The organism is Microcella flavibacter (assembly GCF_012530535.1).
GTDB lineage: Bacteria > Actinomycetota > Actinomycetes > Actinomycetales > Microbacteriaceae > Microcella > Microcella flavibacter.
In genome coordinates, this window is sequence record NZ_CP051299.1 from 288,318 (window position 1) to 313,651 (window position 25,334).

Below are 25,334 nucleotides of genomic sequence, written 5' to 3' on the forward strand. Positions count from 1 at the left end.
GTACTCCGGCCCGGCGCTGGATTAGGTTAGTCGCTATGGCCGACATCTTCGACGTGATCGCCGACGGCACCCGTCGTGAACTGCTGCAGCACCTGCGCGACGCGACGGGGGAGGACGGCCCCGGCGAGCTCAGCGTCGGCGAGCTCGTCGAGCGCATGGACGCGACGCAGCCCACGGTCTCGAAGCACCTCAAGGTGCTGCGCGAGCACGGCCTCGTGCACGCGCGCGAGGAGGGGCAGCACCGCTTCTACTCGATCGACACCGCCCCGCTCGAGACGATCGAGGACTGGATCATCCCCTTCCTCGCCGAGGACGACGCCTACGCCTTCGCCGGCCCCGCCTCGCCCGTCTTCGCCGCCTGGGCCGACGCCGACCTCGAGCAGGCCGGCAGCAGCGTCGGCCGCCGCGCCGCCGAGGCCTCGCACCAGGCCCGGCAGGCCCTCACCGGCGCGCAGGAGCGGCTGCACGAGGTGCAGGAGCGCCTGCACGGCGTGCAGGAGAAGGTCTCGCGCCGCCTGCCCTGGCGCCGCGGCGACGGCTGATCCGTCTCCGCCCGCGGTGCTGCCCACCGCCCCCGTTCGGGCGTCTTTACACCCGCCCCACCAGCACCTAGGGTTGCCACGCGCGCCACCCTCCGTCGTCGCGCGAGCCCCCGGATGACAGGACGAGGAATGAGCGGCGATCTCAGCGACATGCGCTTCCTCACCGTCGCCGAGGTGGCCGACATGATGCGGGTCTCGACGATGACCGTCTACCGCCTCGTGCACGCGGGCGAGCTGCCCGCCATCCGCTTCGGTCGCAGCTTCCGCATCCCCGAGTCGGCGGTCGCCGCGGCCGTGCGCCCGGGCATCGCCGACGTCGGCTGAGCCGGGCCCGCGCCGGGCATCCCGCGGCCGCCCCTGCACGGCGCGCCTCGAGCCTGCGCTAGACTTCTGCGGTACATGACCGGGTCTGAACGGGCCACCGGTTCGTTCAGACCGAAATCAGAGGTATTCCATGGGTTCTGTCATCAAGAAGCGCCGCAAGCGGATGGCGAAGAAGAAGCACCGCAAGCTGCTGCGCAAGACGCGTCACCAGCGTCGCAACAAGAAGTAGGGCGCACCGCCCGTCACGAAGCGCTCGACCTCGAGGGGTCGGGCGCTTTTGTGTCGGTGCCGGCGGTGCGGTCCGGGTGCCGTGCGGGATGCTCGCACGCCGCTCGCGGCGGCGCAGGTCGAGCGGCTCAGGCCGGGGGCTGCGCCGCCTCGGGGGCGACCGTGCGGCCCTCGCGGCGGATGCGGCGGCGCGCGGCTCGCACGCTCGCGGGCTTCGCGGTGAGGATGGGCCAGCCCTCGGCGGTGGCGTGGCGCTCGAGCGCGGAATCCGGATTCACGACCACGCGGTTGCCGGCGAGCGTCAGCAGCGGCAGGTCGTTACGGCTGTCGCTGTAGGCCCAGCAGTCGGCGAGCGGCGCCCCGCGGTCGCGCGCGAGCTCGGCCGCCCGATCGGCCTTGCGCTGGCCGTGCATGAGCGAGTCGACGAGGTTGCCCGTGTAGACGCCGTCGACGATCTCGGCCTGGGTGCCGACGCCGCCGGTGAGCCCGAGCCGCTCGGCGATGACCTCGGCCATGACCTGCGGCGTCGCGCTCAGCAGCCACACCTCGTGCCCCTTGTCGCGGTGCTCGTGGGCGAGGGCGACGGCGTCGGGGATGAGGCGCAGGTGGATGGAGCGGTCGTAGGTGTCGTTGGCGAGCTCGATCAGATCCTGCTCGGTGCGCCCCTCGACCATGCGCAGCGCACCCGCGCGGGCGGAGGCCTGGTGCCGGGGGTTCTCGCCGACGGCGGTGAAGCGCACCTGATGCCAGAGGAACTTCGCGACGTCGCGCCCGGTGACGAAGCCGCGGCGCCAGGCCGCGGTGCCGATGTGGAAGAGGCTCGCGCCGCGCATCAGGGTGTTGTCGATGTCGAAGAACGCCAGCACGGGCGGGGCCGTGGGGGCGTCGTCGCTTCCTTCAGGGGCGGACATCACCCACCAGCATAGGCATCGCCGTAGGCTGATCGGGTGCCCGCCGTCGCCGTGACCCTGCTGACCAAGCCGGGCTGCCACCTCTGCGACGACGCCCGCGCGATCGTCGAACCGCTCGTCGGCGAGGTCGACGGCGTCGTCCTCGAGGAGCGCTCGATCCTCGACGATCCCGAGCTCAACGCCCGGTACTGGGACGAGATCCCCGTCGTGCTCATCGACGGCGCCGTGCACACCATCTGGCGGGTCGACCCGGCCCGCCTCCGCTCCGCACTGCAGGAGGCCACCGCATGATCCGCCACATCGTCTGCTGGACGTTCCAGAGCACCGACCCCGACGAGCGAGCCGCCGCCCTCGCTGGCATGCGCGAGCGCCTCGAGCCGCTGCCCTCGGTCGTGCCCGGGCTGCGCTCCCTCGTCGTGCGCGCCGACCTCGGCGACACGGAGTCGAACTGGGACGTCGTGCTCGTCTCGGAGCACGACGACCGCGCGGCGCTCGCCGCCTACACCGACCACCCCGAGCACCTCGCGGCGGCCTCCTTCGTCCGCTCGGTCGTGGCCGAGCGCGTCTGCGTCGACGTCGAGCTGTAGGGGCGACCATGTGCGGGCGCTACGCGAACACCAAGAGCGGCGAGGAGCTCGGCCGGTACTTCGAGGCCGATGAGGTCGACGCGGTCGCCATGCCGCCGAGCTGGAACATCGCCCCCACCCAGCAGGTGCCGATCGTCGTCGACCGGCTGCCGAAGGACGACCCCGAGGGCGTGCCCTCCCGCTTCGTGACGAGCGCGCGCTGGTCGCTCGTGCCGCGCTTCGCGAAGGAGCTCGCGTCGAAGTACCCCACCTTCAACGCCCGCAGCGAGACGGTCGCCGAGAAGGCCTCGTTCAAGCCCTCGCTCGTGCGCTCGCGGGCGATCCTGCCCGCCGACGGCTACTACGAGTGGCACACGGTCTCCGGTCCGGACGGCAAGCCCGTCAAGACCCCGCACTGGATCCACGACCCGGAGGAGGGCGAGCTCGCCTTCGCCGGCCTCTACTCCTGGTGGCGGCCGCCGGTCGCCGAGGGCGCCGATCCCGGCCCCTGGATGCTCACCGCGACCATGCTGACGCGCGCCGCCCACGGGCCGGCCGCGAGCATCCACGACCGCGCCCCCGTCATGCTGCCGCGCGAGACCTGGGACGACTGGCTCGACCCGACCATCGAGGGCGACGAGGCCCTCGTCGAGATGATCGTCAACGAGAGCGACGCCGTGCTCGAGCGGCTCGAGCTGCACGCGGTGGCGCCGCTGCGGGGCGATGGGCCGGAGCTGATCCAGCCGGTCGGCTAGCAGTCGCGCGGCCTCGGCGGACGCGTGGCGGCGTCGGTCGCCGACGCGGTCAGCAGGCGCCCCAGAGGCCGAGACCCGCGGCACGGGCATCCGCCTCGGCCTGCTGCAGGGCGGGCCAGATCTGGTCGTTGGGCTCGAACAGCACCGCGCGGCCGGCGCCCTGCTCGACGAGCGCGAGGTTGATGACGTGCCCGTCGGCGGTGCGCAGGTACATGAGCTCGCGGCCGTACTGGTCCTGCGGGTCGAGGTCGTAGGCGTAGCCGACGGTGCTGCCGACGGGTGCGAGAGCGGTGAGGGCCGCGGTGGCCTCCGCGCCGAAGCACTCGACGGGGTCGCGCACCTCGGGGGTGTCGACGCCGATGAGGCGCACGCGCAGCTCGACCCCGTCGACGTCGAGGCGCAGGGTGTCGCCGTCGGTGATCGAGACGACCGTGCCGGTGCCGCCCGCGGTGACCTCGCCGCCGCCGTCGCCCGGGCCGTCCGTCGCCCGGCCGCGCTCCGCGGTCGTGGCGTCGCCGATCGTCACCCCGGCGCAGCCCTGCAGGCCGGAGAGCAGCGCGAGGGCGCCGCCGAGGAGGACGAGGGGGAGGGAGGCGCGCACTCTGGGACTGTACCGGGGGTCGGGTGCGTCGACGGCGCCCCGGTCTAGGCTGACCGCGTCGGAGCGGACCGCGTCGGAAGGATGCCCGTGGCAGAGGATCGTTCGGGGGCGCTCGACCCCCGGTTCCCCGAGGTGTTCCAGCGCGCGGGGGCGTCGACGCCCGCACTGCGCGCGCCCGGCGTGCCGCCGATGCCCAGTAGCGGGACGGGCCGCGGCGACGCCGCCGACCGTCGTGATCGCAGCGCGCGCCCGGTGCTCGACGCGGGCGTGGCGAGCCCCGGCGCCGGCGTGGTGGCCGACCGGGCGGAGTCGCGGGCGGGCGAATCCGGCCGCCCCGAGCGGGTCTACGAGATCGTCGCCGCGGGCAACCCGTGGCTGCGCGGCATGTGGGTGCTCGGATCGCTCGTGGTCGCCGCCGGCATCGCGTTCCAGTGGATCGCGCAGTCGATGTTCTCGACGCCGCCGCCCGAGGGGCAGGTCGATTACGTCATCCCGCAGGTGCTGTTCTCGCTCTCCGCCCCGCTCATGACGGCCGGCGCGATCGCGCTCGTCGCCGCCGCCTCGCTGCGGATGGCGGCGTGGCGCCCGCGCAGCCGCCGCGAGGTCGACGCGGACTGAGCGCTCGGCCCTTCCGGGTGCGCGATGCGCGCCGCGCGATATCGCCGATCCGGGATGCTCAGCGCTGGCAGCTCGGGCAGTACCAGGTCATCCGCTCGGTGAGCGCGGTGTCGCCGAGGGTGCCCTGCCGCACCGGAGTGCCGCAGCGGCGGCACGGCTGCCGCTCCCGGTGCGCGACCCAGAGCCGGCGCCCTCGGCGCGTGTCGCCGGTGGTCGTGCGCTCGACGCGGTCGCGGTTGGCGCGGATGAGCCTGACGGCGAGGTCGACCGCGGCAGCGGCATCCACCTCGCCCACCGGGGTCTCGGGCAGCACCCCGCGCAGGAACAGCGTCTCGTTGCGGTAGTCGTTGCCGAGCCCGGCGATGATGCGCTGGTCGAGCAGGGCGAGCCCGATGGGGCGCGCCGGGTCGGCGGTGAGGCGGGCGAGGGCCAGGGTGCGGTCCCAGTCGGGGCCGAGCGGGTCGGGGCCGAGGTAGCCGACCATGTCGTCCTCCTGCGCGGTGGGCGCGATCTCGAGCTCGCCGAGCGCGAAGCCGACCGCCTGCCAGCCCTGCTCGTCGCCGGGCGCCGCTCCGACCTCGAGCACCATGCGCGCCTCGAAGGCGGGGCGCCGCCAGCGGGCGCCGGGCCGGTAGACGTGCCAGGAGCCCTCCATCTTGAGGTGCGAGTGCACGGTCGTCGTGCCGATGCGCATGAGCAGGTGCTTGCCGCGCGCGACGACGTCGTGCACGGGCTCGCCGCTGAGGTCGACGGTCGCGTACTGCGGCACGCGCACGTCGCAGCGCACGACGGTGCGGCCGGCGAGCGCCTCGTGCAGGCGCCGCGCGGCCCGGTGGACGGTGTCACCCTCGGGCACGGGCATCCCCCTCGCGCATCATCGGGCGCTCACACCCGCAGCCGCAGGCCCTGCGGGGTGGCAACGAAGCCGGCGGCGGCGAGCGCCTCGGCGAAGGGCGTGCCGAAGGCGCTCTCGCCGTTCACGCGCTCGACGCGCAGGCTGCGCAGCCGTGCGCGCACGACGGCGGCGAGCTCGACGGCGGCGGCCTCGAGCACTGCGGCGTCGTCGCTGAAGGTCAGCACGGTCTTGCCGCCGCGCTCGAGGTACGCGGCGAGGTGGCCGTCGACGAGCAGCACGAGCGAGCCGGCCTTGCGCCCGGGTCGGTGGGCCGTCGCGCTGCGCGGGGCGCGCGGGGCCGTGGTCGTCGCGATGCTCGTCGCGGTGCGGGCGGGGGATGCCCCGGCCGGGCCCGCGACCGCGCTCGACCCCGCGACCGCGCTCGACCCCGCGGCGGGGCCGTCGGCGCTCTCGCCGCCCGCGGCCTCCTCGCCGACCGGGTCGCGCCCGGGCCACGGCAGCGCGGCCCCGTAGGGGTTGGCCGGATCGGTGGCGGCGAGCACGAGCGCCTCGAGCGCGGGGGCCGCGTCGGGGTCGCGCGCGTAGGTGCGCAGCCGGTCGACCGTGGCGGGCGTCGCGAACTGGGCGGCGCCCAGCCGGTCGACGAAGTAGCCGCGGCGCACCGAGCCCGACTCCTCCATGCGGGCGAGCACCTTGTAGAGCAGCGCGAAGCCGCCGCGCACCTCCTCGGCCTGGGCGGCGCCGCGGGTGACGACGCCGTGCCGCTCGAGCATGCTGTCGGCGAGGTGCGCGGCCCGCCGGGTGGCGTCGGCGTCGCGCTCGGGCAGCAGCGACCAGCGGCCGGCGGCCGTCGGCGGGCCGGCCTGCATGACGGCGGTCGGGCGGGAGTACCCGCGGTAGGCGCGGAGTCGGGGTGCCCGGCGCCCGCTCGACCTCACCGGACCGCCGAGCATCGCGCGCACGGGCGCGAGCGTGTCGTTCGTGAGCCGCCCCGCCCAGACGAGCTGCCAGAGGTCGTCGACGAGCGAGGCGTCGTCGGTCGAGCCCACGGCGTTCGACAGCTGCCGGAAGAAGAAGCCCCCGCCCCCCGAGAGCGCATCGAGGATGCCCTGCTGCCGCTCGCTCGGAGCCTCATCGACCACGTCCTCGAGCGACAGCGGCGCGACCCCGGCGAGGTGCAGGCTGATCCAGCCGTCGCTGCCGGGCAGGGAGCCCGACCCGGCCCAGACGAGCTCGCCGCTGGCCGTCAGCTCGTCGAGCCACGCCGGCGAGTAGTCGCGCACGCGGCTCGGCAGCACGAGCGTCTCCCACGCGGAGGCCGGCAGCGCGAGCCCCTGCAGCTGCTCGACGGCCTGCAGCACCCCGTCGATGCCGCGCAGCGCGCCGCCGCGGCGGGCGGCGGGCCGTGCGGCCGAACCCGTGGCCGAGGAGCGGCCCGCGCGCGCTCCGGCACCGCCCGAGCCCGGAGCGCCGGGATCGTCGCGACCGGCGCCGCGCGGCGCGGCCCCGAGCCCCGGCTCGCCCGCGGCCGCGCTGCCGACGTGCTGCCAGGCGGGCAGGAACCGGGCGAGCGTGCCGGCCGTGACCGGCTCGATCTCCTTGCGCAGAGCGGCGAGGCTGCGCGAGCGCAGCCGGCGCAGCACCTCGGCGTCGACCCACTCGGTGCCGCTCGCCCCGGGGCGGAACTCGCCCTCGATGACCCGGCGGTCGGCGGCGAGACGGCGCAGCGCGTCGACGACGACGGCGACGCCGAAGCCGAAGCGCGCGGCGACCTCGCTCGCGGCGAAGGGCGCGTGGGTGCGGGCGAAGCGGGCGACGAGGTCGCCGACGGGGTCGGGCACGGGGTCGAGGAAGGCCGAGGGCACGCCGTGCGGCACCGGGGTGCCGAGGGCGTCGCGCAGGCGGGCGGCGTCCTCGACGCCGGCGTAGCGCTGCTCGCCGGTGAGCGTGACGCCGAGCACGCGGTTCGCGCGCGTCAGCTCGGCGAGCCAGGTCTCGACGTCGGCGCCGTCGACGGTGCGCAGCCGCAGCTCGTCGAGGCTCAGCGGGCCGAGGATGCGCAGCAGGTCGACGACGCCCTCGGCGTCCTTCGCGCGGCGATCGGGGGCGAGGCGCTGCAGCTCGGCCTCGGTCTGCGCGATGACGGCCGGGTCGAGCACCTCGCGCAGCTCGGCGCGGCCGAGCAGCTCGGCCAGGAGGGTCGGGTCGATGCTGAGCGCGGCGGCGCGCCGCTCGGCGAGAGGGCTGTCGCCCTCGTAGAGGAAGGCGGCGACGTAGCCGAAGAGCAGCGAGCGGGCGAAGGGCGAGGGGCTCGGCGTCTCGACCTCCACGAGCCGCAGCTCGCGCCGAGCGATCTGCGCGGTCAGCTCGGTGAGAGAGGGCAGGTCGTAGACGTCGCTCAGCACCTCGCGCACCGTCTCGAGCACGATCGGGAAGCTCGGGAACTCGCGCGCGACCTCGAGCAGCTGGCTCGCGCGCTGGCGCTGCTGCCAGAGCGGGCTGCGCTGCCCGGGATTGCGGCGGGGCAGCAGCAGGGCGCGGGCCGCGCACTCGCGGAACCGGCTCGCGAAGACGGACGAGCCGCCGACCTCGGCGGTGACGATCTCGGCGAGCTCCTCGCCGTCGAAGAGGAACAGCTCGGCGCCGGGCGGCTCGGCCTCGGTGTCGGGCAGCCGCACCACGATGCCGTCGTCGGCCGCGATCGCGGCGCCGTCGAAGCCGTGCCGCTCGCGGATGCGCGAGGAGATGGCGAGGGCCCACGGGGCGTGCACCGCGAGCCCGTAGGGCGAGTGCAGCACGACCCGCCAGTCGCCGAGCTCGTCGCGGAACCGCTCGACGACGAGGGTCGAGTCGGTGGGCAGCTGGCCGGTGGCGCCCTGCTGCTCCGCCAGCAGGGCCTCGAGGTTGCCGATGGCGCGGTCGTCGAGACCCGCGGCCTGCAGGCGCTCGCGCCGGGCATCCGGCCTCGCCGCCGCGAGCTCGCGCGTCGTCTCGCCGAGCGCGCGCCCGAGCTCGGCCGGGCGGCCCAGGCCGTCGCCGCGCCAGAAGGGCACCTTGCCGGGCTGCCCGAACGCGGGGGTGACGACGACGCGGTCGTGCGTGATCTCCTCGATGCGCCAGCTCGTGGCGCCGAGCGCGAAGACGTCGCCGACGCGCGACTCGTAGACCATCTCCTCGTCGAGCTCGCCGACGCGGCGGCCGACACCCTCGCCCGCGAGGTAGACGCCGAAGAGCCCGCGGTCGGGGATGGTGCCGCCGCTCGTCACGGCGAGCCGCTGCGCGCCCGGGCGGCCGGTGAGCTGTCCGCTCACGCGATCCCACACGATGCGCGGACGCAGCTCGGCGAAGCGGTCGCTCGGGTAGCGGCCGCTCAAGAGGTCGAGCACGGCGTCGTAGGCCGAGCGCGGCAGGGTCGCGAAGGGGGCGCTGCGGCGCACGGTCTCGAACCACTCCTCGATGTCGGCGCTCTCGAGCGCGACGTGGGCGACGGTCTGCTGCGCGAGCACGTCGAGCGGGTTCGCCGGCACGCTCAGCTGCTCGATGCGCCCGCCGAGCATCCGCTCGCTCGTCACCGTCGCGTGCAGCACGTCGAGCCGGTGCTTCGGCATCATCACGCCGCGGCTGATCTCGCCCACCTGGTGGCCGGCGCGGCCGAGCCGCTGCAGCCCGCTCGCGACGCTCGGCGGCGCCTCCACCTGGATCACGAGGTCGACGGCGCCCATGTCGATGCCGAGCTCGAGGCTGCTCGTCGCGACGACGCAGCGCAGGATGCCCGACTTCAGCGCATCCTCGATATCGGCCCTCTGCTCCTTGCTCACCGAGCCGTGGTGGGCGCGCGCCAGCAGGGGGGCGGCCTCGTCCGGCTCGCCCTCGGGCCGCGCAGCCGCGAGCCGGTCGGCCTGGATCTCGTTGAGCCTCGCGGTGAGCCGTTCGGCGAGGCGCCGGGAGTTCGCGAACACGATCGTCGACCGGTTCTCGAGCACCCGGTCGACGATGTCCTCCTCGACGTGGGGCCAGATCGACGGCGTCGCGGGGGCGCCGGAGCTGCTGCCGCCCTCGTCCTCGTCCGTCATGGGCGGCGGGGCCGTCATGTCGTCGACGGGCACGACGACCCGCAGGTCGAAGGTCTTCGTCGAGGGCGGCTGCACGATCGTGACCGGTGTGCTGCCGCCGAGGAACCGCGCGACCTCCTCGACCGGGCGCACGGTGGCCGAGAGGCCGATGCGCTGCACGGGCTGCGCGAGCCGAGCATCCAGCCGTTCGAGGCTCAGCGCCAGGTGCGCGCCGCGCTTCGTGCCGGCGACGGCGTGCACCTCGTCGACGATGACGGTGCGCACGCCGTCGAGCGTCTCGCGCGCGCTCGAGGTGAGCATGAGGTACAGGCTCTCGGGCGTCGTGATGAGGATGTCGGGCGGCGAGGTCTGCAGCGTGCGGCGCTCGGCGCTCGGGGTGTCGCCCGAGCGCACGCCGACGGTGACGGACGGCGGCTCCGAGCCGAGGCGGCGGGCCGTCTGGGTCACGCCGATGAGGGGCGAGCGCAGGTTGCGCTCGACGTCGACGCCGAGCGCCTTGAGCGGCGAGATGTAGAGCACGCGGGTGCGCTGCCGCGGGTCCTCCGGCGGGCCCTCGGCGACGAGCCGGTCGATCGCCCAGAGGAAGCTCGCGAGCGTCTTGCCCGAGCCCGTCGGCGCGACGACGAGCGCGTGGCGACCGGTCGAGATCGCGTCCCAGGCGCCGAGCTGCGCGGGCGTCGGCGCGGGGAACGCGCCGGAGAACCACTCGCGCGTCGCGGGAGCGAAGCGCTCGAGCACGGCGGCGGCGTCGGGCTCGGTCATCCGCTCATCATGCCCCCGACCGCCGACACCGCGCTGGGCGGCGTTCAGCCGGCGCTCGGGCGGTAGAAGGGTCGCAGGAAGGCGAGCACGTCGGCGAGCTCCGGCTCGCTCACGCCGTGCCCGAGCCCCTCGTAGATGCGCTCCGTCAGCTCGACGTGCTCCGGCAGCCAGCGCTGCGTCGCCTCGACGAACGCGCCGGGGATGACCTCGTCGCGGGTGCCGCGTCCCCAGAACACGGGCGGGCGCGCGGCCGCGAGCCGGGCATCCGCCGGTGCCTCGCCCGGCACGACGAAGCCGGCCAGATTGACGGCGTAGGCGAAGCGCTCGGGGGCGTGGCGCAGCAACTGCATGCTCACGGCAGCGCCCTGGCTGAAGCCGAGCAGCCCCACGCTCGTCGCCTGCTGGCCGTCGAGCCAGTGCAGCACCCCGCGCGCGGCGGCGTCGGCGCCGTCGGCCCGGTCGGCGCTGAGACTCGGGTCGAGGGCGTACCAGGCGTAGCCGAGCCCCTCGCGCAGCGGCGCCCGCAGGCTCGCGATGACGGGCTGCAGCGGCAGGTGCGGGGCGAGGCCGAAGAGGTCGCCCTCGTGGCTGCCGTAGCCGTGCAGCAGCACGAGCAGCGGGCGGCCCGCGCGCTCGGCGGCCGGCGCCGACCACATGATGGCGGACTCGTCGATCAGCTGCATCGCGCTCATGCGGCCATCGTGGCAGTCCCGGCTGGATGCCCGGCGGCGGCCGCGACCGGGCCCCCGCTCGACGGCGCGGGGCGCGCGGCCCCGGGCGGCGACGGTTTCGGGTGAGAATGGGGGTCATGTCGAACACGCGCACCCCCGACCCGAACCCCGGCTGGTTGTCGGACGACGAGCTCGAGCAGATCCGGCGCCGCCTGCCGCTGCTCTACGTCGAGGCCGTGCCGGTGCGCGTGGACGGCATGGGCCAGGTCACCGAGGTGGGCGTGCTGCTGCGCGTGAACCCCGCCGGCTCGATGACCCGCACGCTCGTGTCGGGCCGCGTCATGTACGGCGAGACCCTGCGCGATGCGCTGTTCCGCCATCTCGAGAAGGATCTCGGGCCGATGGCGTTCCCGCAGCTGCCGATCTCGCCGACCCCGTTCCACGTCGCCGAGTACTTCCCGATGCCGGGCGTCTCGCGCTTCCACGACGACCGCCAGCACGCCGTCTCCCTCGCCTACGTCGTGCCCGTCACCGGCACGTGCGACCCGCGGCAGGACGCCCTCGAGCTCACCTGGCTCACGCCGGAGGAGGCGGCCTCCGAGCGCGTCGTCGCCGAGATGGAGGGCGGCCGCGGCGTGCTGCTGCGCTCGGCCCTCGCCTCGGTGGGCGCGCTGCCGTAGTGGTCGCCTCGGCCGGCCCCGCCGGTTCGGGATGCTCGGCGCCGGCCGCGCCTCAGCGCACCATGCGGCTGCAGTGCGCGTCGTGCCACGGCGCGTAGACGTTCGCCGCGCCGTCGAGCGCGAAGCCGTGCTTGGCGTAGAACCGCTCGGCCCGCGCGTTCGCCGTGACGATCCAGAGGTACGCCGGGCGGTCGCCGAGCACGCCGTCGAGCAGGAGCGCGCCGAGGCCCGAGCCGTGCGTGCGGGCCCGGGTGTAGAGGCTGTCGAGCTTCTCGGGGCGCACGGCGTCGGCGTCCTCCGCCGGCGCGCTGCGGGCGAGGCCGACGACCTCGTCGCCGTCGAGCGCGAGCAGGATGCGCGAGCCGGGCAGCGTGCGCTCGGCCGAGCCGGCGGCGAGCATCCCGCGCCATTCGGCGGTCGCCCTCTCGACGGTGTTCTCGGCGAGGAAGGCCGCGTCGAGCACGCCGGCGTAGGTCTCGGCCCAGCACGCCATGTGCAGGGCGCCGAGCGCGGGGGCGTCGTCGAGGCGGGCCTCGCGCAGCGTGAAGCGGGAGGCGGGGGTGGCGCGATCGGGCACGGGCCGAGGGTATCGGCGCTCGCCGGGGAAGCGGGCGGGGAGGCGGCTCAGCGCACCATCCGCCGCTGGAGCTGGTTCTCGAAGTCGGGCAGCGTCTCGGTGGCGCCGTCGAAGCGGAATCCGTTGCGCTCGTAGAAGGCCGTCGCCCGCGGGTTGCGGTCGAGCACCCAGAGGAACGCGGGGCGCCCGCCGATCGTGGCATCCAGCAGGCGCTGGCCGAGTCCGGTGCCGTGGGCGGATGCGCGGGCGTACAGCGCGTACAGCTCGGTCTCGCGGGGCGCGTCGTCGACGCGGGCGGCGCCGCCCATGGCGAAGCCGAGCAGCGCGCCGTCGAGCTCGGCGAGGAGGGGCGGGGAGCCGCCCTCGCCCACGACCCGGGTGATCGTCTGAACCCAGCGGTCGGCGCTCGACTGCGGCGTCGCCCGCGCCAGGAACTCGGCGCTGAGGTGCCCGGCGTAGGCCTCGCGCCAGCACGCCATGTGCAGGGCGCCGAGGGCGGGTGCGTCGTCGACGGTCGCGGGGCGGATTGTCTCGCTCATCGTCCGAGTGTAGAGGATTCGTCGGAACAGGGCGGGGAGCGACGGACCGCACGCGAACGGCCCCGTCGCCGCGCGCGGCGGGGACGGGGCCGTTCAGGAGTGCGGGGTGCTGGCTAGCGTCAATACCGTTCAGTTAAGGGTTTGAACGTGAACTCGGGGACTGTTCGCGGGTTGTGGCCAACGACTGTGGTGGTCGCGTTTGGCAAGCCATTTGGAGATCTTGCGTTTGATCACGCGGGGGTTTGAGCGCTGTCGGCGCGCAGGGTTCAGGCGTTTGAGAAGGCTGAGGATGGCGTGACGCCATGCGGCGACGGCAGTGTCAGGGCGCTGAGGGGGAAAAAGAGCCCGAGGCGACTGAGCGGCGGGCTATGCGTAGCGCTGCGACGAACGAGACCCGGTCGGGGTCCCGTCCGGCGTGGGCGGCGGCGTCGACCATGAGGGTGCGGATGGCGTAGTGGCAGCACAGGTGCCCCCAGATTTCTTGTTGGACCAAATCGGGAGACTTGGAGCGCAGCACGCCCCTGGGGCCACGCTGATGTGTCTTCAACTCGTCAAAGGTGGACTCGATCTCCCACCGCTCGGAATAGGCCGCAGCGAGGTCTTCGGCGGTCACCTCGGCTGGATCCAGGATCGTGGTGAGCAGCCGATACGACTCGGGGTTCTCCCTCCCGTCCTCGATCGTGTAGTCGATGACCCGCACCTTCAGCGGCGGTGTCGACTTCCGGTCGGTGCCGGAGGTGGGGATGATCTCCGCCAACCATGACCCGTCGGGTAGAGCTTCCCGAAACCGCGGGCGCAGGTTCGTCTTGACCCGCCAGAGCAAGTCTGCACCCGTGGCCGCGGCTTGCTGCCAGAGTGTGAACCCGTAGAAGCCTCGGTCGGCGAGCACCAGCATTCCAGGCTCCAGCCTGTCGAGCAGTTCCCGAGACAACGCGATCTCCGAAGTGGTGCATGGGCCGATTTCAGCGTCGAGGATGGCATGGGTGCCGCACTCGGCCAACGCCACCAGCCGGGCCTGCGGAAACGCGGCATGCTCACCCCGACTCGACGCGGGGCGGCCGAAGAAGTCGACATTCGCCGGCGTGTCAGCCAGATCCAAGACCGTGCCATCGATCGCGACCAGTCTTCGTCCGGCCAACCACGAACCCGGTGTCGCCGGCCTGGCCAGCGGGCGCGCCACCCGGGTGAACAGGTCACGCACGGGTTCGAATCCGAGCCGGGAGCGGGCTTGGAAGATCGCCGACTTCGACGGCGGCGACCATGACTCGGCCCAGCCCGAGGACCATGCCAGCCCATCCGTCAGCTGGGCGAACACATCCTCGTAGGAACCCTCCGAGTGCAACGCCATCCCGATCGAGAAATACGCCATCACCCGCGCCGGCAACGACCGATTCCGTTGCTCGGTACGCCCGGCATCAGCAATCACCTGATCAACAACCTCCGCAGGAAACACCCGTGTCAGCAAACCCACCGACACCAAATCCGACAACCGGCGGTCAGAAACCGGCTTCACCCAACCAGAACGAGGCATACCCCAAAACTACCGCACGAACCCTTAACTGAACGGTATTGTGGCTAGCGTCCGCGGCGCTGGCCGCCGGTGCTGCCGGAGCGCACGACCTGGCCGACGCGCAGGCCGCCCTGACCGCTGCCGCTGGGCGAGGATGCCCGGCGCGAGCCCTGACGGGTGCGGGGCGCGGCGGCCGTCGCCTCGGCGCGCGGGGCGTCGGAGCGGTAGACGGGCGTGCTGCCGGCCGCGCGGGCCGGAGCCGCCTGGCGGCGCTCGCCGCCCGCGGTCGAGGCGCCGGAGCCGGCCTGGGCCGAGCGTCCGCCGCGGCCGGAGCCGCCGTTGCCGCCGCGTCCGCGACCGCCCTGACCGGCGGGCGCGCCCTCACGGGCGGTGCGCTTGCGCTGGGCGTTGGCGCCCTGCGAGCGTCCGCCGCCCTCGGGCTGGCGGCGCAGCACGGCGGGCAGCGCGTCGAAGGCGACGGGGGCAGCGACGTCGCCGATGAGGCGGTGCACGGAGGCCGAGTCGGCGTGGACCTGCTGCGGCTGCACCGAGATGGCGGCCTTCTTCAGCAGGGCCGCGGTGTCGCGGCGCTGCTCGGGCAGCACGATGGTGACCACGTCGCCCTCGGAGCCGGCGCGGGCGGTGCGGCCCGAGCGGTGCAGGTACGCCTTGTGCTCCATGGGCGGGTCGACGTGGATGACCAGCTCGATGTCGTCCACGTGCACGCCGCGCGCGGCGACGTCGGTGGCGACGAGCACGCGCACGCTGCCGTCGCCGAAGGCGGCGAGGTTGCGGTCGCGGGCCGGCTGCGACAGGTTGCCGTGCAGGTCGACGGCGGGGATGCCCTGCTCGGTGAGGCTCTTGGCGAGCTTCTTGACCTGGTGCTTGGTGCGCATGAAGAGGATGCGGCGGCCCTGGCCCGAGGCGAGCGCGGTGATCATGCGCTTCTTCTCGTCGACGCCGGCGACCTCGAACACGTGGTGGGTCATGGCGGCGACGGGCGAGTTGGCCTCGTCGACGGAGTGCATGACGGGGGTGTGCAGGAACTGCTTGACGAGCTTGTCCACGCCGTTGTCGAGGGTGGCGCTGAAGAGCAGGCGCTGGCCGTCCTCGGGGGTGGCCTTCATGATGCGCGTGACGCCCGGCAGGAACCCGAGGTCGGCCATGTGGTCGGCCTCGTCGAGCACGGTGATCTCGACGGCGTCGAGCGACACGAACTTCTGCTTCATGAGGTCTTCGAGGCGACCGGGGCAGGCGACGATGATGTCGACGCCGGCGCGCAGCGCCGAGACCTGGCGGCTCTGCGAGACGCCGCCGAAGATCGTGGTCGTGGTGAGGCCGTAGGCCTTGGCGAGCGGCTCGAGCACGGCGTTGATCTGCGTGGCGAGCTCGCGGGTCGGGGCGAGCACCATGCCGAGCGGGCGGCCGGGGCGGCGGCTGCCGCCGGCGAGGCGCGTGCCGAGGCGGGCGATCATCGGGATGGAGAAGGCGAGGGTCTTGCCCGAGCCGGTCTTGCCGCGGCCGAGCACGTCGCGCCCGGCGAGCGTGTCGGGGAGGGTGTCGACCTGGATGGGGAAGGCGTCGACCTTGCCCTGCGCGGTGAGGACCTCGACGAGGGGGTAGGGAACGCCGAGGGCGCTGAAGGTTGCAGTGGTGCTCATGGTGGTGCCTTTCGGGCATGCATGATCCCGGCGCACGCGGACCGGATGGTCAGGATGCGCGGCGCTCGTCGCGAGGGACGGCACGGGATTCGGATGGCGACGGCGGCAGTGGCCGCAATCAGTTCGCCGTGAGAAAGTATCGAATCGCTGCGCGCGAGTCAGTGCGCGAGGGCGAGAAGAGGAGGCGTTCTACGACGCAGGGAAGCCGTCGTGGCTTCGCAAGTACCTCAACCGTAGCAGGTCGCCCTCCGCGGGCCCGTTCGTGGGGCCGCCGCGAACCGGCCCGACGCGCTCACGCGAGCGTCGCGCGCCCGTCGCCGTAGCGCTCGCCGACGGGGATCTCGACCTCGACGACGTTGCCGGGCGGGGCGAGCGGGCAGGCCCACGCCGGGTCGTAGGCGCAGGAGGGGTTGTAGGCGAAGTTGAAGTCGAGCGTGATCGAGCCCTCGGCCCGGCCGGGCCCGAGGTCGGCGCCCTTGACCGAGTCGACGAGGTAGCGGCCGCCGCCGTAGGTGCCTCCGTCGACGCGCGAGAGGGCATCCCGAACCGGGATGAACAGCCCGCCGCCGTAGCTGCGCAGCCGCCACACGTCGAGCGAGCCGACGCCGGGCACGCTCACGAGGCCGATGCGCTCGAAGGGCACGACGCCGTCGGTGCCCGTGGGCACGTCGAGGGATGCGGGCTCGGCGGCCTCGATGACGGCCTCGACCCGCCAGGCCCGGTCGTAGGGCTTGACGCGCAGGCCGGTGAAGCGCGCGCGGTCCTCCGGCAGCAGCGGCGAGGCCGGGTGCTCGAGGAACAGCCGGTCGCGCTCGCGCCGCCACAGGTCGTGCGCCGACTCGAGGTCGGTGGCCCGGCGCACCTTCTCGTAGATCGAGAAGGTCGCCCGACGCCAGCTCGCGACCTCGAGCGCCGAGCGGGCGGCGGGGGCGGGAGCGGGGGTGGCGGCCATGGGTTCAGTCTGCCCCGCCCGGGCGGAGGAGGCGCGCGACTCCGGGTCGTCGCTCAGGCGGCGAACTGCCGCGCCCAGCCCGGGGCGAGGCGCGTCAGCTGCCGGGCGCGCAGCTGCCAGAAGACCCAGAACCCGATCCAGGCCACCGGCGTCAGGAGCCCTGCGCCCACGTCGAGCGTGTCGTGGAACCGCGTGCGGCCGCGGCCGTCGTCGCGCACGGCCATGCGGTGATGCCAGCGGCGCACCACGCGCATCCCGCCCGAGAGCGGCCCGCCCGTGTCGTGCACGATGCGCTCGACGCCGCCGCCGCGCAGGGCGACCGTCTCGTCCGACAGCCGGATCAGCTGCGAGCCCATCGGCAGCACGCCGAGCATCGAGAGCCGCACCCGGTGCTGCTCGTCGGCCCAGCGCTCGGGGAACCCGCCCGGCTCGAGCGAGGCGGCCGGCGTCAGCGGCCCCGAGACGGCGCGGAACACCGCGGGGGAGTGCACCGCCTCCCACGCCGCGTCGGGCGGGCAGTCGAGCAGAAGACGAAGGGTGACGCGCATGGGGCCCAGTCTGCGCCCGCTGGCTACCATCGACCTGTGACCGACGCCCGACCCGCCGCCGCGACCCCGTCCGCCCCGCTCGACCCCGCCGATCCCGCCGCGCAGGAGCGTTATCAGGTGCGCTTCGACGTGGGCCTCGACGGCGCTCGCCGCATCGGCTCCTCCGCCCACCTGCTCGTCTGGTGCGATGCGATCGCCGCCGAGCCGGTGCCGGTGGATGCTCTTCCCCACCGCCTCGAGGTCGTCGACGCGCGGCTCGGGTCGGCGGGCGCGATCGCCCAGCGACTGCTCGCCCTGCAGGCCGAGCGCGGCGAGCGCACCATGGTCGCCGTCGTCGCGGCGGGCGCCCCGCTGCAGAGCCCCGAGGGCTTCCCCGTCGAGGACGTGCTGCTCGCCGGCGCGGTCATCGACGCGCTCGGCGCCGTCGGCATCGACGCGACGAGCCCGGAGGCCGCCGCGGCCGCCGCGGCGTTCCAGGGCCTCCGCGGCGCCGTCGGCCACATGCTCACCGCCTCGACGGCCGGCCGCGCGCTCGCCGCGGCATCCGGCCCCCAGGCGGTCGCCGAGGCCCGCGCGCGCCTCGAGGAGGAGGCGCTCGTCGTCCTGCGGGAATTCAGCCCCGCCGCCTAGCGTTCCTCCGAAGGACCACCGAACCCCCGGGAGGAACACCATGAAGGCTCACGTCAACGGCACCGTCATCGCCGAGGCTCCGCAGGAGGAGCTCATCCAGATCGAGGGCAACTGGTACTTCCCGCCCTCGAGCGTCAAGAGCGAGCTGCTCGAGAAGAGCCCCACGCCGTACCACTGCCCGTGGAAGGGCGACACGCAGTACTTCACCGTCGTCGTCGACGGCCAGAAGCTGCAGGACCGCGCGTGGAGCTACCCCACCCCCATCCCGACGTCGTTCGACCGCGTCGGCAAGGACTACTCGAACTACGTGGCCTTCTGGAAGGAAGTCAGCGTCTCCGAGTAGGGGATCGCGCGGGTGACCGCGCCGCACGACCACCGCGAGAGGCGCGGGAGTTCAGGCTCCCGCGCCTCTCGCGTCCGTCCAGCGGATGAGGTGCGCACGGCTGAAGGTGCGCGAGCACTTCCCGCACGAGACGGGCTTCGCCGGTCGGCGGAACCGCACGTGCTCGTGCCCGCTCGGGCAGCGCCCGCGCCAGCGCGCCCGCTCCTCCGCGACCGGGCCCGTGTGCGTGGTGCCGCCGACGTAGCCGAGCTCGGCGGCGATGCGCTTCCACTCCGGGCCGTGGTTGGTGCCGGGCCCGGCGAGCGCGTGCGCGACCTCGTGCAGCAGCGTCTGGTGGATCTCGTCGTCGTCCCAGCGCGCGGCCAGGTGCCGCGAGACGGTGATGCGCCTGTCGGTGTAGTTGCACAGGCCCGCGCGCCGGGTGGCGTGGTCGAAGCCGAACGACCAGCTCGGGTCGAGGTGCAGGCGGATGAGGGCGTCGGCCCACACGCGCACCCGATCCAAGTCGCTCACCCGTTCAGGGTAGGCGCCGCCTCCGACGTCGGCCGTCGAGCCGCGCGGCCGTTCAGGCCGAGGGCGCGAGCTCGACCCGGACGAGCCGGTCGTCGAGCTCGCGCGGAGCGCCGCGTCCGTCGGTGTTGTTCGTGAGCATCCACAGGGCGCCGTCGGGGGCCGCGACCGCGTCGCGCAGCCGGCCCAGCTCGCCGGCGAGGTACGGCCGCGGCTCGCCGCCGTCGACGTCGACCGCCCACAGCCGCTCGCCGCGCAGATTCGCGATGAAGACCGTCGCGCCGACCACCGCGATGCCGCTCGGGCTCGCCTCCGAGGTCGCCCACTGCGCCACCGGCTCGACGAAGCGGTCGTCGCCGCCCGCGCCCTGGACGACGGGCCAGCCGTAGTTCGCGCCGGGCTCGATGCGGTTCAGCTCGTCCCAGGTGTTCTGCCCGAACTCGGCGGCCCACATCGTGCCCTCGGCGTCCCAGGCGATGCCCTGCGGGTTGCGGTGGCCCATCGAGTAGACGAGCGAGCCCGGCATCGGGTTGTCGTCGGGCACCGCGCCGTCCGGCGTCATGCGCAGGATCTTGCCGGCGAGCGAGCCCGGATCCTGCGCCGCCTCGACCTGCTGCGCGTCGCCGGCGGTCGCGTAGAGCATCCCGTCGGGGCCGAAGGCGATGCGCCCGCCGTTGTGCGTGCGGTTCTTCGGGATGCCCGTCAGCACCTCCTCGCCCGCCCCCAGCGTCAGCGAGCCCGCCCCGCCGCTGAGCGGCAGGCGCACGATGCGGTTGTCGTCGGCCGCCGTGAAGTAGGCGTACACGGCCGACGCCCCGCCCTCGGGAACGGCGATGCCCAGCAGGCCGCCCTCGCCGCCCGGCACGACGCCGGGCACCGTGCCGACCTCGCGCACCTCGCCGGCCGCCGTCGCCTCGAGGATGCGGGCGCTGTCGCGCTCGGTGATGAGCGCCGAGCCGTTCTCGAGCGGCACCACCGACCACGGCGCCGACAGGCCGGAGACGAGGGTCTCGGTCGCGCCGGTGGGGGAGAGCGGCACGGCCTCGGCGGGCTGCGGCTCGGGGGAGGGGGAGCTCGTCGCGGGCGGGCGGGGCACGGCGGCGGGCGTGCGCTCCGGCTCGGGGGCGGCGCAGCCGGCGAGCAGCAGGGCGCCGGCCGCGCCGAGGGCGAGCGCCGGGCGGAGGGCGGGGCGGGGGCGGGGCATGGCTGCTCCTCAGGAGGGGCGACGGCGGAGCATCCACTGTCGCGCGATCGCCTGATGGCGACCCGAGCGCGGGATGACGATCCCTCGGTCGCCACCCGAGCGGGGGGTTTGCAGGCGAGGGGCGAGGGGCTAACGTCGCTGACGACCGGAACCGGCGAGCCGAGGGGGAGAGCGCGCGTGGCACTGTTCCAGCGGCTCGGCGGCCGCGACGGAGTCGAGGCCCTCGTCGAGGATCTCGCCGTGCGCGTGCGCGAGGACGCCGAGATCGGGCACTACTTCGCCGAGGTCGACGAGGTCGAGCTCAACCGCCACCGCACGATGTTCTTCTCCGCGCTGCTCGGCGGCTCGGAGGAGTACGGCGGGCGGTCGATCCGCGCCGCCCACGCGCCGTTCCGGCTGAGCGAGCACGACTTCGACGTGTTCATCCGGCTCATCACGCAGACGCTCGCCGGATCGAGCGCGAGCCCGCGCGACCAGCGCTCGATCCTGCGCGCGCTCGAGCGCCTGCGGCCGACGGTCGTGCACAGCTCCGTGCCCGAGCAGGTCACCCGGCGCGCGATGCGCTGACCGGCGTCGCTCTCAGTCGCCGCGCTTCGTCGCGAACAGCGTGCGGTTCGGCGTCGGCGACGGCACCGCGGTCTGGTCCGTGACGATCGGCGCCCCCGCGATCCAGTTGCGCAGGTCGCGCCCGCTCGTCACCGTCGCCGGATGCGGGCCGCGCGCCATGAGCCGCGGCATCCACTCCAGCGGCAGGGCGCTGTTCGCCGCCACCAGCACGACGTTGCCGAAGCGGCGGCCCTTGAGCACCCCCGTCTCGGCGAGGGCGGCGACGTCCTCGAAGACCGTGCCGAGCGTCGCGGCCTGGCTGCGCGCGAAGGCCAGGCCCGGCCCGTCGGCGATGTTGACCGCCACGATCCCGCGGGGGGAGAGGAACGCGGCGAGCTCGGTGTAGAACTCCAGGCTCGTCACGTGGGCCGGGATGCGCGCGCCCGCGAACACATCGACCACGACGACGTCGACGGCGCCGGTGAGGGCGGCGGGCAGGCGCGCGAGCATGGCGCGGGCATCCCCGTACCGGATGCGGATGCCGCTGTTCCTCGGCAGCGGCAGGTGCTCGCGCACGAAGCCGATCAGGGCCTCGTCGAGCTCGATCACCTGCTGGCGCGAGCCGGGCCGGGTGGTGTGGATGTAGCGGGGCAGCGTCAGCGCGCCCGCGCCCAGGTGCAGCGCGGTGAGGGGCTGCCCGGGGTCGCCCCACTCGTCGATCACGTGGCCGATGCGCTGCACGTACTCGAAGAACAGCCGGCTCGGGTCGTCGAGGTCGACGTGGGACTGCGGCGTGCCGTCGACCACCAGCTGGTAGCTGCCCTCGGCCCAGCGGTCCTCCTCGATGACGGCCCGCAGGCCGCTCGGCAGCACGGTCGCGCGGGGCTCGGAGGGCATGCGATCAGCGTGCCACAGCGCACGGGTAGAAGCATGACGCGCGGTTATAGCGCAGACCTCGAACGAGGTCAAGAATCCGACTGGACACGGCGGGTGGAGCGCGCCTAGTATTGAGGTTTGCGCTCCCGATGATGTCAGCCGTCACATGACGGTCGGCTGACGTGCCCCGAGTATAGCGGCGGGGTGGGCCCTCGAGGCCCTGGTGGGAACCGGATCCGCATGCGGATCCGTGCGTGCAACTCGACCGTGTTCATCTGTCGCTTCGCCGACGGTATCCGGGCTCCCATGCCCACGGAGGTTAGTTCCTTGGCTGCTTCGCGCACCGCTAAGAATTCCCAGTCCCCCAAGAGCGGTCGCGATGCGTCGCGGCTCTCGTTCGCCAAGATCAGCGACACGCTGACCGTCCCCGACCTGCTCGCCCTCCAGACGGAGAGCTTCGACTGGCTGGTCGGCAACGACATCTGGAAGGCCCGGGTCACCGAGGCCGAGGCCGCCGGCCGCACCGACGTTCCCGGCCGCAGCGGCCTCGAGGAGATCTTCGAGGAGATCTCCCCGATCGAGGACCTCGGCGAGACGATGCAGCTCTCGTTCACGAACCCGTACCTCGAAGAGCAGAAGTACTCCATCGACGAGTGCAAGGAGCGCGGCAAGACCTACGCCGCCCCGCTCTACGTCGAGGCCGAGTTCATGAACCACATGACGGGCGAGATCAAGACCCAGACCGTGTTCATGGGCGACTTCCCGCTCATGACCGAGCGCGGCACCTTCATCATCAACGGCACCGAGCGCGTCGTCGTGTCGCAGCTCGTGCGCAGCCCGGGCGTCTACTTCGAGCGGTCGATCGACAAGACCAGCGACAAGGACATCTACACCTCGCGCATCATCCCCAGCCGCGGCGCCTGGCTCGAGTTCGAGATCGACAAGCGCGACCAGGTGGGCGTGCGCATCGACCGCAAGCGCAAGCAGTCCGTCACCGTCTTCCTCAAGGCCCTCGGCATGACCACCGAGGAGATCCGCGAGGCATTCGCCGGCTACGACTCCATCGAGCAGACGCTCGAGAAGGACACCGTGCTGACGAAGGAGGAGGCGCTCAAGGACATCTACCGCAAGCTCCGTCCGGGAGAGCAGGTCGCCGCCGAGGCCGCCCGCGCGCTCCTCGACAACTTCTACTTCAACTCCAAGCGCTACGACCTGGCGAAGGTGGGTCGCTACAAGATCAACCGCAAGCTCGGCGTCGACGCGCCCCTGAGCGACTCGGTGCTGAGCGTCGAGGACATCGTGGCGACCATCCGCTACATGGTCTCGCTGCACGAGGGCCGCACGAACCTGCCCGGCCAGCGCGACGGCAAGCCCGTCGAGCTGCGCCTCGACGTGGACGACATCGACCACTTCGGCAACCGCCGCATCCGCGCCGTGGGCGAGCTCATCCAGAACCAGGTGCGCACCGGCCTCAGCCGCATGGAGCGCGTCGTCCGCGAGCGCATGACGACGCAGGACATCGAGGCGATCACTCCGCAGACCCTGATCAACGTGCGTCCCGTCGTCGCCGCGATCAAGGAGTTCTTCGGCACCTCGCAGCTGTCGCAGTTCATGGATCAGAACAACCCGCTCGCGGGCCTGACCCACAAGCGCCGCCTCTCGGCCCTCGGCCCGGGCGGTCTGAGCCGCGAGCGCGCCGGCGTCGAGGTGCGCGACGTGCACCCCTCGCACTACGGCCGCATGTGCCCCATCGAGACCCCTGAGGGCCCGAACATCGGCCTCATCGGCTCGCTCGCCTCGTTCGCGCGCATCAACGCGTTCGGCTTCATCGAGACGCCGTACCGCCGCGTGGTCAAGGGCAAGGTCACCGAGCACATCGACTACCTGACCGCCAGCGAGGAGGACGACTTCGTCGTCGCCCAGGCCGGCGCGCCGCTGTCGAAGGACGGCAAGTTCGTCGAGGAGCGCGTGCTCGTCCGCCGCAAGGGCGGCGAGGTCGAGCTCGTCCCGAACGAGCAGGTCAACTACATGGACGTCTCGCCGCGCCAGATGGTGTCGGTCGCGACCTCGCTCATCCCCTTCCTCGAGCACGACGATGCGAACCGCGCGCTCATGGGCGCGAACATGCAGCGTCAGGCCGTCCCGCTGCTCCGCTCCGAGTCGCCGCTCGTCGGCACCGGCATGGAGGGCTACGCGGCCGTCGACGCGGGTGACGTCATCACCAACGAGAAGGCCGGCGTCGTCTCCGAGGTCTCGGCCGACGTCGTCACCGTCCAGCTCGACGAGGGCGGCACGCAGCAGTACTTCCTGCGCAAGTTCGACCGCTCCAACCAGGGCACGAACTACAACCACCGCGTCGTCGTCAGCGCGGGCGACCGCGTCGAGGCCGGCGAGGTCATCGCCGACGGCCCCGCGACGGAGAACGGCGAGCTCGCGCTCGGCAAGAACCTCCTCGTGGCGTTCATGTCGTGGGAGGGCCACAACTTCGAGGACGCGATCATCCTCAGCCAGAACCTCGTGAAGGACGACACCCTCTCCTCGATCCACATCGAGGAGTACGAGGTGGATGCGCGTGACACGAAGCTCGGCAAGGAGGAGATCACCCGCGACCTCCCGAACGTGAGCCCCGACCTCCTGGCCGATCTCGACGAGCGCGGCATCATCCGCATCGGCGCCGAGGTCCGCCCCGGCGACATCCTCGTCGGCAAGGTGACGCCCAAGGGCGAGACCGAGCTCTCGGCCGAGGAGCGCCTGCTGCGCGCGATCTTCAACGAGAAGTCGCGCGAGGTGCGCGACACCTCGCTGAAGGTGCCCCACGGCGAGCAGGGCACCGTCATCGGCGTCAAGGAGTTCAGCGCCGACAACGACGACGAGCTCGGCTCGGGCGTCAACCAGCGCGTGGTCGTCTACATCGCCCAGAAGCGCAAGATCAGCGAGGGCGACAAGCTCGCCGGCCGCCACGGCAACAAGGGCGTCATCTCGAAGATCCTGCCCGTCGAGGACATGCCGTTCCTCGAGGACGGCACGCCGGTCGACATCGTGCTCAACCCGCTCGGCGTCCCCGGCCGCATGAACTTCGGCCAGGTCCTCGAGATCCACCTCGGCTGGGCCGCCTCGCGCGGCTGGAAGGTCGACGGAGCGCCCGAGTGGGCGAACCGCCTGCCCGAGGTCGCCCGCGAGGCCGCGCCCGGCACCAAGGTCGCCACCCCGGTGTTCGACGGTGCCAGCGAGGAGGAGATCGCCGGTCTGCTCGACTCGACGACCCCCAACCGCGACGGCGTGCGCATGATCGACTCGACCGGTAAGGCCCGTCTCTTCGACGGCCGCTCGGGCGAGCCGTTCCCCGACCCGATGTCGGTCGGCTACATGTACATCCTGAAGCTGCACCACCTCGTGGACGACAAGATCCACGCGCGCTCGACGGGCCCGTACTCGATGATCACCCAGCAGCCGCTCGGCGGTAAGGCCCAGTTCGGCGGCCAGCGCTTCGGTGAGATGGAGGTCTGGGCGCTCGAGGCGTACGGCGCGGCCTACGCGCTGCAGGAGCTGCTGACGATCAAGTCCGACGACATCCTCGGCCGCGTCAAGGTGTACGAGTCGATCGTCAAGGGCGAGAACATCCAGGAGCCCGGGATCCCCGAGAGCTTCAAGGTGCTCATCAAGGAGATGCAGTCGCTGTGCCTGAACGTCGAGGTGCTCTCGGCCGACGGCACCGCGGTGAGCCTCAAGGACAACGACGACGAGGTCTTCCGCGCAGCGGAGGAGCTCGGCATCAACATCTCCTCCCGCTTCGAGTCCTCGTCGATCGACGAGATCTGATCCGGGCCTCACCGCCTCACTGACTGACGTTT

The 25,334-nt window shown here is 73.2% G+C and carries 26 protein-coding genes; 12 read left to right on the forward strand and 14 right to left on the reverse strand.

All coding sequences use genetic code 11. From position 1 onward, the window contains the following. Positions 1-35: 35 nt before the first annotated feature. From HGB54_RS01335 to HGB54_RS01345, 3 genes are all read left to right on the forward strand, one after another. Complete coding sequence (locus HGB54_RS01335) at positions 36-542, forward strand: ArsR/SmtB family transcription factor (RefSeq protein ID WP_168914851.1); 507 nt, start codon at positions 36-38, stop codon at positions 540-542. A 129-nt stretch (positions 543-671) separates the two neighbouring features. Next, a complete protein-coding gene (locus HGB54_RS01340; RefSeq protein WP_168914852.1) occupies positions 672-866 on the forward strand; it encodes a helix-turn-helix domain-containing protein in 195 nt (64 codons plus the stop codon). A gap of 130 nt (positions 867-996) precedes the next feature. Next, positions 997-1,095, forward strand: a complete 99-nt coding sequence (locus HGB54_RS01345) for a 30S ribosomal protein bS22 (RefSeq protein ID WP_003792170.1) — start codon at positions 997-999, stop codon at positions 1,093-1,095. A gap of 127 nt (positions 1,096-1,222) precedes the next feature. Here the strand turns inward: HGB54_RS01345 and HGB54_RS01350 are convergent, their stop codons facing one another. After that, entirely contained in the window at positions 1,223-2,005 is a 783-nt protein-coding gene (locus HGB54_RS01350; protein WP_168914853.1) for an HAD family hydrolase, read from the reverse strand. 36 nt (positions 2,006-2,041) lie between these two features. On the opposite strand from HGB54_RS01350, the gene HGB54_RS01355 reads away from it, so the two are divergent. The 3 genes from HGB54_RS01355 to HGB54_RS01365 are packed head-to-tail and all read left to right on the forward strand — an operon-like array spanning position 2,042 to position 3,326. Further along, positions 2,042-2,296 (forward strand): glutaredoxin family protein, encoded by a 255-nt coding sequence (locus HGB54_RS01355; protein WP_168914854.1) that lies wholly within the window; start codon positions 2,042-2,044, stop codon positions 2,294-2,296. Then, on the forward strand, positions 2,293-2,592 hold the full coding sequence (locus tag HGB54_RS01360; protein ID WP_168914855.1) for a Dabb family protein: 300 nt from the start codon (positions 2,293-2,295) through the stop codon (positions 2,590-2,592). The genes HGB54_RS01355 and HGB54_RS01360 overlap by 4 nt, the downstream gene beginning before the upstream one ends. Before the next feature lie 8 nt (positions 2,593-2,600). Further along, positions 2,601-3,326 carry an SOS response-associated peptidase gene (locus HGB54_RS01365; RefSeq protein WP_168914856.1) on the forward strand — a complete coding sequence of 242 codons (726 nt, stop codon included), beginning with the start codon at positions 2,601-2,603 and terminating at the stop codon, positions 3,324-3,326. Positions 3,327-3,375: 49 nt separating this feature from the next. On the opposite strand, the gene HGB54_RS01370 is transcribed toward HGB54_RS01365, so the two are convergent. Then, positions 3,376-3,927 carry a thermonuclease family protein gene (locus HGB54_RS01370; protein ID WP_168914857.1) on the reverse strand — a complete coding sequence of 184 codons (552 nt, stop codon included), beginning with the start codon at positions 3,925-3,927 and terminating at the stop codon, positions 3,376-3,378. A gap of 87 nt (positions 3,928-4,014) precedes the next feature. On the opposite strand from HGB54_RS01370, the gene HGB54_RS01375 reads away from it, so the two are divergent. Beyond that, positions 4,015-4,545: a hypothetical protein gene (locus HGB54_RS01375; protein ID WP_168914858.1), complete on the forward strand. Its 531-nt coding sequence runs from the start codon at positions 4,015-4,017 to the stop codon at positions 4,543-4,545. Positions 4,546-4,603: 58 nt separating this feature from the next. On the opposite strand, the gene HGB54_RS01380 is transcribed toward HGB54_RS01375, so the two are convergent. Genes HGB54_RS01380 through HGB54_RS01390 form a run of 3 tightly spaced genes read right to left on the reverse strand, consistent with a single transcriptional unit; the run spans position 4,604 to position 10,928 of the window. Beyond that, positions 4,604-5,401 carry an Fpg/Nei family DNA glycosylase gene (locus HGB54_RS01380; protein ID WP_168914859.1) on the reverse strand — a complete coding sequence of 266 codons (798 nt, stop codon included), beginning with the start codon at positions 5,399-5,401 and terminating at the stop codon, positions 4,604-4,606. A gap of 29 nt (positions 5,402-5,430) precedes the next feature. Continuing rightward, positions 5,431-10,236, reverse strand: coding sequence for an Lhr family helicase (locus HGB54_RS01385; protein WP_168914860.1), 4,806 nt, complete (start codon positions 10,234-10,236; stop codon positions 5,431-5,433). 44 nt (positions 10,237-10,280) lie between these two features. Beyond that, entirely contained in the window at positions 10,281-10,928 is a 648-nt protein-coding gene (locus tag HGB54_RS01390; RefSeq protein ID WP_168914861.1) for an alpha/beta hydrolase, read from the reverse strand. A 116-nt stretch (positions 10,929-11,044) separates the two neighbouring features. On the opposite strand from HGB54_RS01390, the gene HGB54_RS01395 reads away from it, so the two are divergent. Next, on the forward strand, positions 11,045-11,587 hold the full coding sequence (locus tag HGB54_RS01395; protein WP_168914862.1) for an NUDIX hydrolase family protein: 543 nt from the start codon (positions 11,045-11,047) through the stop codon (positions 11,585-11,587). A gap of 52 nt (positions 11,588-11,639) precedes the next feature. Here HGB54_RS01395 and HGB54_RS01400 read toward each other — a convergent pair whose 3' ends face one another. From HGB54_RS01400 to HGB54_RS01425, 6 genes are all read right to left on the reverse strand, one after another. Beyond that, on the reverse strand, positions 11,640-12,164 hold the full coding sequence (locus HGB54_RS01400) for a GNAT family N-acetyltransferase (RefSeq protein WP_168914863.1): 525 nt from the start codon (positions 12,162-12,164) through the stop codon (positions 11,640-11,642). Positions 12,165-12,211: 47 nt separating this feature from the next. After that, positions 12,212-12,703, reverse strand: a complete 492-nt coding sequence (locus tag HGB54_RS01405) for a GNAT family N-acetyltransferase (RefSeq protein WP_168914864.1) — start codon at positions 12,701-12,703, stop codon at positions 12,212-12,214. Positions 12,704-13,022: 319 nt separating this feature from the next. After that, a complete protein-coding gene (locus HGB54_RS01410; RefSeq protein ID WP_168914865.1) occupies positions 13,023-14,234 on the reverse strand; it encodes an IS4 family transposase in 1,212 nt (403 codons plus the stop codon). A 44-nt stretch (positions 14,235-14,278) separates the two neighbouring features. Continuing rightward, a complete protein-coding gene (locus tag HGB54_RS01415; protein ID WP_168914866.1) occupies positions 14,279-15,874 on the reverse strand; it encodes a DEAD/DEAH box helicase in 1,596 nt (531 codons plus the stop codon). 292 nt (positions 15,875-16,166) lie between these two features. Further along, positions 16,167-16,826 carry a DUF1684 domain-containing protein gene (locus HGB54_RS01420; protein ID WP_168914867.1) on the reverse strand — a complete coding sequence of 220 codons (660 nt, stop codon included), beginning with the start codon at positions 16,824-16,826 and terminating at the stop codon, positions 16,167-16,169. 53 nt (positions 16,827-16,879) lie between these two features. Further along, positions 16,880-17,374 (reverse strand): hypothetical protein, encoded by a 495-nt coding sequence (locus HGB54_RS01425; protein WP_168914868.1) that lies wholly within the window; start codon positions 17,372-17,374, stop codon positions 16,880-16,882. A gap of 36 nt (positions 17,375-17,410) precedes the next feature. Between HGB54_RS01425 and HGB54_RS01430 the strand changes: the two genes are divergently transcribed. Both HGB54_RS01430 and HGB54_RS01435 read left to right on the forward strand, forming a co-directional pair. Continuing rightward, positions 17,411-18,004 (forward strand): hypothetical protein, encoded by a 594-nt coding sequence (locus HGB54_RS01430; RefSeq protein WP_168914869.1) that lies wholly within the window; start codon positions 17,411-17,413, stop codon positions 18,002-18,004. Between the two features lie 40 nt (positions 18,005-18,044). Next, entirely contained in the window at positions 18,045-18,347 is a 303-nt protein-coding gene (locus HGB54_RS01435; RefSeq protein WP_168914870.1) for a DUF427 domain-containing protein, read from the forward strand. A 51-nt stretch (positions 18,348-18,398) separates the two neighbouring features. Here the strand turns inward: HGB54_RS01435 and HGB54_RS01440 are convergent, their stop codons facing one another. Together HGB54_RS01440 and HGB54_RS01445 are read right to left on the reverse strand one after the other, a co-directional pair. Next, positions 18,399-18,860 carry a SprT-like domain-containing protein gene (locus HGB54_RS01440; protein WP_168914871.1) on the reverse strand — a complete coding sequence of 154 codons (462 nt, stop codon included), beginning with the start codon at positions 18,858-18,860 and terminating at the stop codon, positions 18,399-18,401. A gap of 52 nt (positions 18,861-18,912) precedes the next feature. Then, positions 18,913-20,061 carry a PQQ-dependent sugar dehydrogenase gene (locus HGB54_RS01445; protein ID WP_168914872.1) on the reverse strand — a complete coding sequence of 383 codons (1,149 nt, stop codon included), beginning with the start codon at positions 20,059-20,061 and terminating at the stop codon, positions 18,913-18,915. Between the two features lie 177 nt (positions 20,062-20,238). Here HGB54_RS01445 and HGB54_RS01450 point away from each other — a divergent pair, with 177 nt between their 5' ends. Continuing rightward, positions 20,239-20,628: a group I truncated hemoglobin gene (locus HGB54_RS01450; protein ID WP_168914873.1), complete on the forward strand. Its 390-nt coding sequence runs from the start codon at positions 20,239-20,241 to the stop codon at positions 20,626-20,628. Positions 20,629-20,640: 12 nt separating this feature from the next. Here the strand turns inward: HGB54_RS01450 and HGB54_RS01455 are convergent, their stop codons facing one another. Continuing rightward, complete coding sequence (locus tag HGB54_RS01455) at positions 20,641-21,504, reverse strand: spermidine synthase (RefSeq protein ID WP_168914874.1); 864 nt, start codon at positions 21,502-21,504, stop codon at positions 20,641-20,643. Positions 21,505-21,810: 306 nt separating this feature from the next. Between HGB54_RS01455 and rpoB the strand changes: the two genes are divergently transcribed. After that, positions 21,811-25,302 carry a DNA-directed RNA polymerase subunit beta gene (rpoB, locus tag HGB54_RS01460; protein WP_168914875.1) on the forward strand — a complete coding sequence of 1,164 codons (3,492 nt, stop codon included), beginning with the start codon at positions 21,811-21,813 and terminating at the stop codon, positions 25,300-25,302. Positions 25,303-25,334 lie beyond the last annotated feature (32 nt).

Excerpts from the sequence above, each read along its gene's own strand:
- HGB54_RS01335 (WP_168914851.1), top strand. The coding sequence starts at position 36 with ATGGCCGACATCTTCGACGTGATCGCCGACGGCACCCGTCGTGAACTG.
- HGB54_RS01340 (WP_168914852.1), top strand. The coding sequence starts at position 672 with ATGAGCGGCGATCTCAGCGACATGCGCTTCCTCACCGTCGCCGAGGTG.
- HGB54_RS01345 (WP_003792170.1), top strand. The coding sequence starts at position 997 with ATGGGTTCTGTCATCAAGAAGCGCCGCAAGCGGATGGCGAAGAAGAAG.
- HGB54_RS01350 (WP_168914853.1), bottom strand. The coding sequence starts at position 2,005 with ATGTCCGCCCCTGAAGGAAGCGACGACGCCCCCACGGCCCCGCCCGTG.
- HGB54_RS01360 (WP_168914855.1), top strand. The coding sequence starts at position 2,293 with ATGATCCGCCACATCGTCTGCTGGACGTTCCAGAGCACCGACCCCGAC.
- HGB54_RS01365 (WP_168914856.1), top strand. The coding sequence starts at position 2,601 with ATGTGCGGGCGCTACGCGAACACCAAGAGCGGCGAGGAGCTCGGCCGG.
- HGB54_RS01385 (WP_168914860.1), bottom strand. The coding sequence starts at position 10,236 with ATGACCGAGCCCGACGCCGCCGCCGTGCTCGAGCGCTTCGCTCCCGCG.
- HGB54_RS01390 (WP_168914861.1), bottom strand. The coding sequence starts at position 10,928 with ATGAGCGCGATGCAGCTGATCGACGAGTCCGCCATCATGTGGTCGGCG.
- HGB54_RS01395 (WP_168914862.1), top strand. The coding sequence starts at position 11,045 with ATGTCGAACACGCGCACCCCCGACCCGAACCCCGGCTGGTTGTCGGAC.
- HGB54_RS01405 (WP_168914864.1), bottom strand. The coding sequence starts at position 12,703 with ATGAGCGAGACAATCCGCCCCGCGACCGTCGACGACGCACCCGCCCTC.
- HGB54_RS01410 (WP_168914865.1), bottom strand. The coding sequence starts at position 14,234 with ATGCCTCGTTCTGGTTGGGTGAAGCCGGTTTCTGACCGCCGGTTGTCG.
- HGB54_RS01415 (WP_168914866.1), bottom strand. The coding sequence starts at position 15,874 with ATGAGCACCACTGCAACCTTCAGCGCCCTCGGCGTTCCCTACCCCCTC.
- HGB54_RS01420 (WP_168914867.1), bottom strand. The coding sequence starts at position 16,826 with ATGGCCGCCACCCCCGCTCCCGCCCCCGCCGCCCGCTCGGCGCTCGAG.
- HGB54_RS01425 (WP_168914868.1), bottom strand. The coding sequence starts at position 17,374 with ATGCGCGTCACCCTTCGTCTTCTGCTCGACTGCCCGCCCGACGCGGCG.
- HGB54_RS01435 (WP_168914870.1), top strand. The coding sequence starts at position 18,045 with ATGAAGGCTCACGTCAACGGCACCGTCATCGCCGAGGCTCCGCAGGAG.
- HGB54_RS01445 (WP_168914872.1), bottom strand. The coding sequence starts at position 20,061 with ATGCCCCGCCCCCGCCCCGCCCTCCGCCCGGCGCTCGCCCTCGGCGCG.
- HGB54_RS01455 (WP_168914874.1), bottom strand. The coding sequence starts at position 21,504 with ATGCCCTCCGAGCCCCGCGCGACCGTGCTGCCGAGCGGCCTGCGGGCC.